Source organism: Vibrio sp. V04_P4A5T148, assembly GCF_963875605.1.
GTDB lineage: Bacteria > Pseudomonadota > Gammaproteobacteria > Enterobacterales > Vibrionaceae > Vibrio > Vibrio anguillarum.
In genome coordinates this window covers 1-12,239 of sequence record NZ_CAWNMS010000079.1, presented here as the reverse complement: position 1 = coordinate 12,239, position 12,239 = coordinate 1, and the positions used below count along the sequence as shown (strand labels likewise).

At 44.5% G+C, this 12,239-nt stretch carries 9 protein-coding genes; 7 read left to right on the top strand and 2 right to left on the bottom strand.

Annotated features, from left to right (window positions below):
* Positions 1-247: 247 nt before the first annotated feature.
* The 6 genes from AACT18_RS15440 (at position 248) to AACT18_RS15415 (ending at position 5,767) form a co-directional block, all read left to right on the top strand.
* The gene (locus AACT18_RS15440; protein WP_026027113.1) at positions 248-1,276 is read left to right on the top strand and encodes an amino acid ABC transporter substrate-binding protein; all 1,029 of its coding nucleotides are present in this window, start codon (positions 248-250) and stop codon (positions 1,274-1,276) included.
* Between the two features lie 69 nt (positions 1,277-1,345).
* Positions 1,346-2,551, top strand: a complete 1,206-nt coding sequence (locus tag AACT18_RS15435) for an amino acid ABC transporter permease (RefSeq protein WP_047689498.1) — start codon at positions 1,346-1,348, stop codon at positions 2,549-2,551.
* Between the two features lies 1 nt (position 2,552).
* On the top strand, positions 2,553-3,650 hold the full coding sequence (locus AACT18_RS15430; RefSeq protein WP_094125217.1) for an amino acid ABC transporter permease: 1,098 nt from the start codon (positions 2,553-2,555) through the stop codon (positions 3,648-3,650).
* 20 nt (positions 3,651-3,670) lie between these two features.
* Positions 3,671-4,438, top strand: coding sequence for an amino acid ABC transporter ATP-binding protein (locus tag AACT18_RS15425; RefSeq protein WP_013856933.1), 768 nt, complete (start codon positions 3,671-3,673; stop codon positions 4,436-4,438).
* A 204-nt stretch (positions 4,439-4,642) separates the two neighbouring features.
* Positions 4,643-5,311: a Bax inhibitor-1 family protein gene (locus AACT18_RS15420; protein WP_010318447.1), complete on the top strand. Its 669-nt coding sequence runs from the start codon at positions 4,643-4,645 to the stop codon at positions 5,309-5,311.
* A 126-nt stretch (positions 5,312-5,437) separates the two neighbouring features.
* Positions 5,438-5,767: a TusE/DsrC/DsvC family sulfur relay protein gene (locus AACT18_RS15415; protein ID WP_010318448.1), complete on the top strand. Its 330-nt coding sequence runs from the start codon at positions 5,438-5,440 to the stop codon at positions 5,765-5,767.
* A 56-nt stretch (positions 5,768-5,823) separates the two neighbouring features.
* Here the strand turns inward: AACT18_RS15415 and yccX are convergent, their stop codons facing one another.
* Positions 5,824-6,102 carry an acylphosphatase gene (gene yccX, locus AACT18_RS15410; RefSeq protein WP_026028007.1) on the bottom strand — a complete coding sequence of 93 codons (279 nt, stop codon included), beginning with the start codon at positions 6,100-6,102 and terminating at the stop codon, positions 5,824-5,826.
* Positions 6,103-6,323: 221 nt separating this feature from the next.
* Between yccX and AACT18_RS15405 the strand changes: the two genes are divergently transcribed.
* Entirely contained in the window at positions 6,324-7,517 is a 1,194-nt protein-coding gene (locus AACT18_RS15405; protein WP_017049815.1) for a class I SAM-dependent methyltransferase, read from the top strand.
* Positions 7,518-7,578: 61 nt separating this feature from the next.
* On the opposite strand, the gene AACT18_RS15400 is transcribed toward AACT18_RS15405, so the two are convergent.
* On the bottom strand, positions 7,579-12,239 hold a 4,661-nt coding region (locus tag AACT18_RS15400), incomplete at its 5' end, for a VCBS domain-containing protein (protein WP_094146616.1).

Below are 12,239 nucleotides of genomic sequence, written 5' to 3'. Positions count from 1 at the left end.
CGGTTGCACTATTTACAATCTTGCAACATTTGTTCATTCTAGCTGCAGCCTAGGTTTGTGAATCTAATCAAAAATCTTTCAAATTACTAATTTGAGAAAATACAAATCATTACCTACGCTTATAAACGGTTGATTTGTAAATGTGCGATTGCATGCAAATACAACTTGGAAAGCTACACAACAACATTTTTAGTACGTTGTATCAGGTGTCACCTGGTTTAACATGGATCATACAGGAAGGATACAAATGGCGAATAAACTCACTGTTCTTGCTTCTGTTGTAGCAGCTTCTACTGCCATGATGGCGACGACAGCTTCAGCAGCAGATAGCACTTTAGATAAAGTACTTTCGCAAGGTTTTATTACTTGTGGTGTGAGCACTGGTCTACCAGGCTTTTCCAACCCGAACTCAAAAGGGGAATGGGAAGGCATTGATGTTGAATATTGCCAGGCACTTGCCGCAGCAGTTCTTGGTGACAAATCGAAAGTAAAATATGTTCCACTCACAGCAAAAGAACGGTTTACCGCCCTACAATCAGGTGAAATCGATGTTCTTTCGCGCAATACAACCTGGACGCTCCAACGCGACGCAGCACTCGGCCTTAATTTTGTCGGCGTAAACTATTATGACGGTCAAGGGTTCATGGTGAAAAAAGACCTAGGAGTGAAAAGTGCAAAAGAGCTTGATGGGGCATCGGTTTGTGTCCAATCCGGTACAACTACTGAGTTGAACTTGGCGGACTACTTCCGCAACACAGGCATGAAATACAAACCTGTGGTATTCGATACAGCAGCGCAAACCTCAAAAGGTTTTGACGCGGGCCGTTGCGATGCTCTAACAACCGACCAATCTGGTTTGTATGCGCTACGTTTGAACTTAACTGATCCTAACGTCGCGGTTGTATTACCTGAAATCATTTCTAAAGAACCACTTGGGCCCGTTGTTCGTCAAGATGATGACAAGTGGTTTAACGTGGCGAAATGGACTCTCAATGCGATGGTTAACGCAGAAGAGTACGGTATTACCTCAAAAAATGCAGATGAAATGCTTAAATCTAGCGATCCTAATATCAAACGCATACTTGGCCTGGACGGCCCTAAAGGTAAAGGTTTGGGCATTCGCGATGATTGGGGATACCAAATTGTAAAACAAGTCGGTAACTATGGTGAAAGTTTTGAACGCACTGTAGGTAAAGGTTCTCCACTACAAATCGCACGAGGTGCAAATGCGTTGTGGAATGCTGGCGGCTTTATGTACGCTCCACCACTTCGTTAATAGTCACACAATCCCAAATAGGCGGTTTTAACCGCCTTTTTGGAAAAATGGATTTGAGGTTATAGTTGTATGAAACCTACTAAAACTATTGCGGCTAGCTCAGGAGCTCCCTCGGCTAAAAGCGCAAATTTGTTCTACAATCCTACTTTTCGTTCAGTCGCCTTTCAAATTATTGCTGTTCTCGTTCTGGTTTTTTTCTTTTACACCATTGTGACCAATGCACTTTCTAACTTAAGTTCTCGAGGCATTGCCACGGGGTTTGACTTCCTAGATCAAGAAGCTGGCTTTGGGATTGGCCTTACTTTGATCGAATACAATGAAACCTTTAGTTATGGGCGAACTTTTATCATAGGTTTACTCAATACCGCGCTAGTTTCTTTTTTAGGCGTTGTATTTGCCACCCTTTTAGGTTTCTTTATCGGTATTTCTCGTCTCTCTTCCAACTGGTTAGTCAGTCGACTTGCTGCTGTGTATATAGAAATCTTCCGTAATATTCCTTTATTACTGCAAATTTTCTTTTGGTATTTTGCCGTGTTACAGGCTCTACCATCGCCTAGGCAAAGCATGCAGTTAGGGGATTCTATTTTTCTCAATGTACGTGGTCTGTTCTTCCCCGCTCCCATTTTCGAAAGTGGCAGCACATTTATCTTTATTGCCTTTCTTGCTGGCTTACTAACCACCTTAATTATTGGCATTTGGGCTCGAAACAAACAGCGTTTAACAGGTCAGCAGACGCCTATGGGTAGAATTGCGGCTATCTTGTGCATCCTACTTCCTGTCATTGTGTACTTTGCTATGGGCCGTCCAGTGTCAGCAGAGTATCCACAACTGCAAGGGTTCAACTTCCAAGGTGGCATCAGTATTATCCCTGAGTTAGCTGCACTGCTGATTGCACTAAGTATTTATACGGCCGCATTTATTGCCGAAATTGTCCGTTCTGGTATTAATGCGGTGAGCCATGGTCAATCCGAAGCAGCAATGTCATTAGGATTATCTCGTTCAAAAACATTAAAACTCGTGGTCATTCCTCAAGCGCTGCGCATCATCATTCCGCCACTCACCAGCCAATATCTGAACTTAACCAAAAACTCATCATTAGCGATGGCGATTGGCTACCCTGATTTGGTTTCTGTTTTTGCCGGCACAACGCTCAATCAAACGGGTCAAGCGATTGAAATTATTGCGATGACCATGGGTGTTTACCTCACTCTCAGTTTAACGACATCGGCATTAATGAATATCTATAACCGTAAAGTTGCTTTGGTGGAGAGATAAGATGAAAGTACATCAGTTTCAACCTAACTTGCCACCGCCAGCCAATACCGTTGGCTTCATTGGGTGGCTGCGCAAAAATCTTTTTAATAACACACTCAATTCCATCGTTACACTGATCTTAGGGTATTTCGCCTTCTGGCTTGTTTGGCATACGGTCGATTGGGCGATTATTAATGCCGATTGGGTAGGCACACAACGTAGTGATTGCACCCGGGAGGGGGCGTGTTGGGTGTTTATTAGCGTACGCTGGGATCAGTTTATGTATGGATTTTATCCAGAAGCTGAGCTCTGGCGACCTCGCCTCTTCTATTTCACTCTTGCTATTTTTAGTGCGTTGCTTGCCTATGAAAATACACCGAAAAAAACGTGGATTTGGTTGTTTTTTGTCAACATCTACCCATTTCTTATCGCGGCGTTACTCTATGGAGGCTTTTTCGGCCTAGAAGTGGTTGAAACGCATAAGTGGGGAGGCTTATTAGTTACGCTGATTATTGCCTTAGTTGGGATTGTTGTTTCGTTACCGATTGGCGTTGTACTGGCGTTGGGCCGACGTTCCGAGATGCCCATTATTCGCAGCCTATGTACCGTTTACATCGAGGTTTGGAGAGGTGTGCCACTGATTACAGTTTTGTTTATGGCATCCGTTATGCTGCCTCTGTTCCTCTCACAAGGCTCGGAAACGGATAAATTGGTTAGAGCATTGATTGGGGTGGTCATGTTCAGTTCGGCTTATATGGCAGAAGTGGTTCGTGGTGGTTTACAAGCGATACCTAAAGGTCAATACGAAGCCGCCGATGCGTTAGGTTTAAGTTACTGGAAAAAAGTCGGTTTGATTATTTTGCCGCAAGCACTGAAGATCACGATCCCATCTATCGTTAATACCTTCATTGGCCTATTTAAAGATACCAGCTTAGTACTCATTATCGGGATGTTTGACGTGCTCGGTATTGGACAAGCTGCCAATACCGATCCGGATTGGTTAGGCTTTTCTACTGAAAGTTATATATTTGTCGCGTTAGTGTTCTGGGTGTTCTGCTTTTCTATGTCTAGATATTCGATATGGCTTGAAAACAAACTCCATACTGGTCACAAACGATAACTACAAATCAAGGACGTATTATGACGCAGCAACGCAACCTCGCACCTTCTGAAGAAATCATGATTCAGATTAATGATATGAATAAATGGTACGGTGAATTTCATGTACTAAAGAACATCAATCTTACCGTTAAAAAAGGCGAAAAGATCGTTATTTGTGGCCCTTCAGGCTCAGGAAAATCGACCATGATTCGCTGTATTAACCGCTTGGAAGAGCACCAAAAAGGACAAATCGTCGTCGCGGGAAACGAACTGACGGAAGATCTTAAAAATATTGAAGCCGTGCGACGCGAGGTCGGTATGTGCTTCCAACATTTCAATCTTTTTCCACATTTAACCGTGTTAGAAAACTGTACACTCGCTCCAATTTGGGTAAAAAAGATGCCTAAAGGAGAAGCTGAAGCGGTTGCGATGAAGTACTTGGAACGCGTAAAGATTCCTGATCAAGCAGACAAATATCCCGGTCAACTTTCTGGCGGTCAGCAGCAACGAGTTGCGATTGCACGCTCATTGTGCATGAACCCACAGATTATGTTATTTGATGAACCAACATCTGCACTTGACCCAGAAATGGTACGGGAAGTATTAGATGTTATGGTTGAACTTGCAGGAGAAGGCATGACTATGCTTTGTGTTACCCATGAGATGGGCTTTGCTAAAGAAGTGGCCGATCGCGTTATTTTCATGGATGCTGGTGAGATCATTGAAGAAAATAACCCTGTTGAATTTTTTGAAAATCCTCAATCCGATAGAACGCGCAATTTTCTCTCTCAAATTCTCCATCATTAATGGATTAACGACCAACAAAGAGAGAGGTGAACATCACCTCTCTCTTTGTTTATGAGCATAGACACATGGTGTTACACATTCTTTAACATCTAAGTGACTATTTTTATTAAAATTTACACAAAACAAATACGATACAGGGCTTGCTTTTTAGCTCATTCAGCCCCATAAATGTACAAACAAACATAAACCCTTACGAGGAAGATTATGAACAGCCCTATGTTTACTCGCTCAGCTAGCTTAGAGAGCACACTACAAACTAATAAAGTGTTGAAGAATACTTACTTCTTGCTTTCAATGACTCTTATCACCAGTGCTATTGCTGCGATGGCAACAATGGCAATGCAGATTTCACCATTCATGGCACTCGCTATGCAGTTGGGAGCAATCGGTATTCTATTTTTCGTGATGCCTAAAGCCATTAATTCTTCTTCTGGTATAGTGTGGACATTTGTGTTCACCACATTAATGGGCGGAGCTCTGGGCCCAATGCTTAATCACTATGCGGCAATCCCGAATGGCTCTAGCATTATTGCTCAGGCACTCGGTCTTACTGGCCTTGTTTTTATGGGCTTATCCGCTTATACCATTACGACTAAAAAAGACTTTTCGTTCATGAGAAGTTTTTTAATGGCAGGCCTCATTATTGTCATCGTTGCGGCGATTATTAATATTTTTGTTGGTTCTACCGTTGGCCAACTTGCGATCAGCAGCATTGCGGCGCTCGTGTTTTCTGGTTTTATCCTATTTGACACAAGCCGCATCGTACGAGGTGAAGAGACAAACTACATTAGTGCTACCATCTCAATGTATCTAAATATCCTGAACTTGTTCACAAGCTTATTGGCTATTTTAGGCATTATGAACGACGACTAATTTACGTCGACATTTTGTCCAAACGAGCCCGCAAGCCACAGCTTGCGGGCTTTTTGCTTTCTAAACAGTTGAGATCACACATTCACTACGCTACCCTAAACGCGGATTTTTAATCGAGTAATAAAGATGTTTGAATACAATGGTAAAACCGTCGAAACTGATGCTCAGGGTTACCTCCTAGACCATACCCAATGGGAAGAAGGAATGATCCAGACGCTGGCCAGTCAGGAAGATATCGAGTTAACCGACGCTCATCTAGAAGTCATTTTGTTCGTGCGCCACTTTTATGAAGAGTTTAATACTTCACCCGCAGTGCGTATGTTAGTCAAAGCGATGGAAAAAGCACATGGTCCGGAAAAAGGCAATAGCAAATATCTGTTCAAACTCTTTAAAAAAGGCCCGGCCAAACAAGCAACTAAACTTGCTGGGTTACCAAAACCTGCCAAATGCTTGTAGTGCGAAACTAAGCCCCCAAGCAACCTAACTATACAAAGTACAAAGCGGTGCTACTTTTAAAGTATTTCGAATCCGCTATATTTTTCAGTATAAGAAAGAAGTGATTCACGCAACACAGACATTACTTTCGCCGTTTTGGGGCCTTGTTGAAGCCACTGATAAAACTGCTCCAAATTTTCACTATTCCCAATGGCGATGACTTCAACCTCGCCGTTATGTAAATTTTTAGCATAGCCTGTTAAGCCTAGCTTTAGTCCTTGATGAGCGGTGTGATAACGAAAACCAACCCCTTGGACCCTGCCTGTCACGATAAACTTGTCGCACTGTTGAGCCATTTGGATCCCTCTATCTATGTTTAAATACTCAATCATTTATCTACTAAAATGCGTCGTTCACTATAATGAAAGAAATGACAATGGGTTAATTTGATGTACATCCCACAGATACTCTCCCCAAACAATTTCCTTTATTTACGTATGACGCTCGCTCTTTGTTTGCTTTCCATTACCTTTTCTATGAAAATATGCCCCCATTTTGAATATTCATCGAGTAATGTATGACAGCTGCAATCTATCTAGTCAAAGGCCGTGAAAAATCTTTGCGCCGTAAACATCCATGGGTTTTTTCCCGAGGGATCAACAAGGTAGAAGGTGAGCCTAGCCTTGGAGAAACTGTCGACGTTTATGCTCATGATAATCAGTGGTTGGCAAAAGCAGCCTATTCACCTACCTCTCAAATTCGTGCTCGCGTTTGGAGCTTTGAGAAACAGGAGATCAATGTCGATTTCTTTGTGAAACGAATCGAAGATGCACTGTTAGTCCGCCAGGATATTATTGAACGAGATGGTCTTACGGGCTTTAGGCTGATTGCGGCAGAATCTGATGGGCTGCCAGGAATTACTATCGATAAGTATCAAGATTATCTAGTATGCCAACTGCTTAGCGCAGGAGCTGAATACCATAAAACGAATATTGTTACAGCGCTGACAATCGTTTTCCCAGAGTGCCATGTTTACGAACGTTCAGATGTTGCCGTTCGTAAAAAAGAAGGTTTGGAAGAGCGCATGGGCGTGCTGCATGGCGATGAGCCGCCAAAATCAGTCATTATCGAAGAAAATGGCGTAAAAATTAGCGTCGATATTGTTGGTGGACACAAAACAGGCTTTTACCTAGACCAACGTGACAGCCGCCAGAAATCAATAAAATATGTGAAGGATAAAGATGTCCTTAACTGTTTTTGTTATACCGGAGGCTTCGGTTTGTATGCTCTTAAAGGCGGTGCCAAACGTGTAATTAATGCCGACGTCTCACAACCTGCATTAGATACCGCCAAATACAATGCAGAGATCAACCAATTCGATATCTCCAAAAAACGCGCTGTATTTTTGAATGCCGATGTTTTCAAATTATTGCGAGAATATCGTGATCAAGGAACGCTGTTTGATGTGGTGATTATGGATCCACCTAAGTTCGTATCGAGTAAAAACAACCTGACCTCCGGTGCAAACGGTTATAAAGACATCAATATGTTGGCAATGCAAATTTTAAAACCGGGTGGCACTTTACTCACCTATTCATGCTCTGGCCTTATGGGCACCGATCTCTTCCAAAAAATCATTGCCGATGCGGCGCTCGATGCAGGTCGTAGCGTTAAATTTGTTGAAAGGTTCGAGCAAGCCGCTGACCACTTAACAGATTCAGCCTACCCTGAAGGGTTTTATCTAAAAGGGTTCGCCTGTAAGGTGTTGTAAGCCGTATTTTATAGGCAGCAAGAAAAACCGGAGCTCTTATCAAGCTCCGGTTTTCGTTATTTTAGTCCTTTAAATGGTTTAGGTTATCCATCAAGCTACTGGTGATATCCGCAGCTGACGCACCATCAAAGTCCACGGTCAATGTTTGACCCGACTTAACAATCGTTAGGTGCGATTCATGTTCATTTCCTGTAACACGGATAGATACATCGTCCGCAACACCTTGATGATCTACACCACCCAGTCCATCAAGCAATGCTGTGATCTCATCTTTGGTCATGTCTTCAAACAAATCGGAAAAATCTAACGAATCCCCTTCCGAACGATGGAAGTCCGTGACGCGGTCAGTCGCGGTTTCCATCTCAACCCATTTGAATATGTCTGCGCCACTATCACCCGTTAAAATATCGTTACCAAGGCCGCCAATGAGGATGTCGTTACCTTCACCGCCTCTCAAACCATCGTTGTGAGAACCACCATCAATATAATCATCACCAGTATGACCAAAAAGGATATCAGAGCCAGATTGACCAAATATTCGATCATTGCCACTACCGCCATTAACGACGTCAGCATTACGGCTTGATACATCGTTCGATAATAACAAACCATCATTATCTAACATTGAATCAGTGCCAGAAAGATTGCCTGTCATTACGTGATGATTGGCAATCTCAGACGCAGAAAGTTCCAAATCATCATCACTACTGTAACCATGAGATCCCGTCATTCCTGCATAAATGACGTCATTTCCAGAGCCCGTCTCAATATGATCGTTCCCCGATCCACCACTAACAGTTTGGTTTTGAGAGCCATTATTATAACCTTGCCCTACGTGAATATGGTTTTCATTGCCATGAACATCACGTACTGTACCTAACAAATTACCCCCGAAAGCAACATCGAATCTATCTGGGTGCCGTGAGTTTTCACCATTTCTAATAACTATCATGTCATTTAAATCATTGCCTTCAACCGTCAATGGTAAACCTACGGGTACACCATTTTTATCTACAGCGTTGACTGAAATCGTTAAAGTACTATTGGCAGCATCACCATCATTATCTCTCACGGTATAACTAAAAACTTCCTGTGCGTTGAAGGGGATCTTAGAGGCATCCTCAGTCACTTGATAAGTATAGCTACCATCAGCCATCAGAATCAGCTCGCCATACAAACCAATAACCTTAGTGCCAACACCGGTATTAATACTGCTTGATGTTTCTCCATTCACACACCCTATGACAGTCAATGATCCATCGGCACCGTGCAAATCGTTATGCATTACATTACCTAAAGCACTTGGCAAATGGTAACCACTTCCTTCAACAATCTTTGCCACCAAGTCAAACTGGTTGGATGCATTTTCGTCTGTCTTTATCGAGTTGATAACATTACCGTTTTTATCAACAAAACCTAAGACTTCAACTGTATACATCTTACCTTCAAATTCAAAAGTCACAGATTGACTTTCAATAGTAATGATATCCCTTGGATCAGACTGATTATTTGGTGTTTCGTTATGGGCAAAATTCACCGTAATCGTCACAGGCGTTACTCGACCATAAGCATCGGTTACTGAAAACGTTACATCTAGTGTTGCCCCCGTAATCGAATCATAGATAGGGTAGTTATAGTGAGTAAAGGTTCCTAGTTGGACTAGCTCATTGAGAGCTATGTTTCCAGCCAGTCCACTATCGTTATCAATAAAACCATACCCTGATTGCCCATACCCTGCACTCGTTCCCCAGCGTACTTGGTCTAAATCAGGGTCAGCATCGCGCGAATCATAAATTGTAATATTTGAACCACCTGCGATATTGCTCCACTTAGCCGAAACACCGTTAAAATTAAATGAATCGGCTAATACATTGATTGAAGCAACATCCGCATTAGCGATAGGGGCATCATCCTCAATAACAATGGTGATTGTACTTGTGTTCGAAATACCACTTGAATTTTGTGCTTCAATGGGAATATCAATCACAAGGTCATCTTCTCCACCATTATTCGTATGGTCGAATACAGCATGCAACTGACTAGTCACCTTGCCTTGGTTATCTACGGTAATTTCGACCACTTTATTGTCAGCAACCGTTCCAATCAGTCTCTGTTTATCCGCAGATAAGTTCCAGGTAATAGCTACACCATTAGAAGTGTAAGTACCAACCGGAATCCCCATAGAAAGCTCAGAGGTGTTCGCAATATTAAGCTGCCCTTCCACTGAGGTCTGGTTAGTCGTGTCTTGTGAACCAGTGATAGATGCGTCATCCGCAATACCGCCTTGTAATCCCTCTTCTGACATATTAAGTGTCAGCTCACCGATCACTGGTGGAGACATCGGCTTAACAGCAAAACCAAGTTGCGCGCTGTCTCCATCGGCATCAGTAACTTTCACTTGGAAATCAATATCTCCATCACCTAGCGGCGATTGTATATTTTGATACTGGTAAAACTCCCATTTTCCCGTTGTCGGTGTAAACTCGAGTTTGAAGACTAAATACCCTTCTGCATCTTTACCAGTAAGAGTATTTGCCCCTACTAATTCAACAGTAATGTCAGAGCCAGTAACCGTTTTGAGTGTCGCAGACTCATTTAGGCCAACTAATTGCAGTGCCCCTCGACCATCGGCACCCCATTGCGGTTCAACGACACCAGAACCATAAGCAATTGGCTGCGGCGCATCCGCACCAAGAAACTCGATATTTTTAACGGTAAAGTCACTATTATCTTTATGATTAAACGAGTTACCATTGTCAGTAGCTTTGATAACCATCGTATCAAAACCACCCTGTTGCACAGAAAAGTCTTTAGCGTAATCTCCACGGTTTTCATCAGAGGTAAAACTTTGAGTTGCAATCAACTTCCCATCTCGCCAAAACTCAACAATCCCGCTTTCGCCCTCACCGCCAAACATTTTGCTGAACTCAATTTTCGCACCATAAGCTACCGTGTTAGGATCGAGTTTAATAACCAACTCTTCGGATGCAGAACTGCCATCTGAAAACTTACGAAAATCAACTTCATTAGCAAGGTTATGGTACGGAGAATCCTTACTACTAACGCCGATACCTTCGCTGTCACCATTAATATTTGCACTAACTAACGTGGATGATAAAGCTGAAGAGAATCCATTTGCAGTAATAGTAAATTGACCACCGTCAATCGTGGTCCTATTACCACGGTAACTCGTTAGATCAAACTGGCCAGTTAACACATCAGGGATGTCAGTTGCTGTGGCAGCAACTGGATCCATCGCATGGTCGCTAGGTGCATCGTCTTCAATGATGATAGATAGTTTGCTTTCCGTTGTGGCTTGCCCATCTGAAACAAATACGCCGAGATCTAAACTCAGTGTATCTTCTTGGGAGCCATCTGGATGGTCGACAGGGCTGAGTAAAGTGACTGTATAGTTCCACTCGCCCTTGCCACTTGCATTAGGAGCAGTAAGCTCGATTTCAATAACGGATTTAGAATCACTCCCAGATGTAGAGCCTATCAGCTTGTGATTTTGAGCATCCCATTCCCAAACGACTTCCATACCTGCCGACGTGATGCCCACCGGGCCCGAAAGAGTGATCTCTACGGAATCGCTATCTACATCATCAATTGTGATGCTGCCAGATGCCTTAACTGCGTCGCTTGTATCTGAGGATCCAATATCATCTTGAAGTCCACCAGATAAGCCTTCCTCGGAGAGAGGCGCAATGCTTGAGATTGCGATGCTTGGCGCATCGTTGGTGCCCGTCACTGTGATGGTGATCGTTTGGGTGTCTGTGCCACCTTGGCCATCGGCAACTTGGACGGTCACTTCGACGTCGGTCGTCTCGCCTACCGCGAGGGAGTCGTAAGCCGCATCTTTCGGATCGAACGTCCAAGCATTTCCTGTCAACGTGAAGCCAGCTGGCGCACTCGCCGCATCGCCATTCGCATCAACCAGGCTGTACGTCAGGTCGCCCTGCGCCGTATCCACATCGGTCGCCGTCACCGTGCCGCTGATCACATCGCCACCTTCGGTCGCGCCGGCCTCTACATCCGCCGCCGCCACTGGCGCATCGTTGGTGCCCGTCACTGTGATGGTGATCGTTTGGGTGTCTGTGCCACCTTGGCCATCGGCAACTTGGACGGTCACTTCGACGTCGGTCGTCTCGCCTACCGCGAGGGAGTCGTAAGCCGCATCTTTCGGATCGAACGTCCAAGCATTTCCTGTCAACGTGAAGCCAGCTGGCGCACTCGCCGCATCGCCATTCGCATCAACCAGGCTGTACGTCAGGTCGCCCTGCGCCGTATCCACATCGGTCGCCGTCACCGTGCCGCTGATCACATCGCCACCTTCGGTCGCGCCGGCCTCTACATCCGCCGCCGCCACTGGCGCATCGTTGGTGCCCGTCACTGTGATGGTGATCGTTTGGGTGTCTGTGCCACCTTGGCCATCGGCAACTTGGACGGTCACTTCGACGTCGGTCGTCTCGCCTACCGCGAGGGAGTCGTAAGCCGCATCTTTCGGATCGAACGTCCAAGCATTTCCTGTCAACGTGAAGCCAGCTGGCGCACTCGCCGCATCGCCATTCGCATCAACCAGGCTGTACGTCAGGTCGCCCTGCGCCGTATCCACATCGGTCGCCGTCACCGTGCCGCTGATCACATCGCCACCTTCGGTCGCGCCGGCCTCTACATCCGCCGCCGCCACTGGCGCATCGTTGGTGCCCGTCACTGTGATGG

Coding starts and splice junctions, on each gene's coding strand:
- AACT18_RS15440 (WP_026027113.1), top strand. CDS start 248: ATGGCGAATAAACTCACTGTTCTTGCTTCTGTTGTAGCAGCTTCTACT.
- AACT18_RS15435 (WP_047689498.1), top strand. CDS start 1,346: ATGAAACCTACTAAAACTATTGCGGCTAGCTCAGGAGCTCCCTCGGCT.
- AACT18_RS15430 (WP_094125217.1), top strand. CDS start 2,553: ATGAAAGTACATCAGTTTCAACCTAACTTGCCACCGCCAGCCAATACC.
- AACT18_RS15425 (WP_013856933.1), top strand. CDS start 3,671: ATGACGCAGCAACGCAACCTCGCACCTTCTGAAGAAATCATGATTCAG.
- AACT18_RS15420 (WP_010318447.1), top strand. CDS start 4,643: ATGAACAGCCCTATGTTTACTCGCTCAGCTAGCTTAGAGAGCACACTA.
- AACT18_RS15415 (WP_010318448.1), top strand. CDS start 5,438: ATGTTTGAATACAATGGTAAAACCGTCGAAACTGATGCTCAGGGTTAC.
- yccX (WP_026028007.1), bottom strand. CDS start 6,102: ATGGCTCAACAGTGCGACAAGTTTATCGTGACAGGCAGGGTCCAAGGG.
- AACT18_RS15405 (WP_017049815.1), top strand. CDS start 6,324: ATGACAGCTGCAATCTATCTAGTCAAAGGCCGTGAAAAATCTTTGCGC.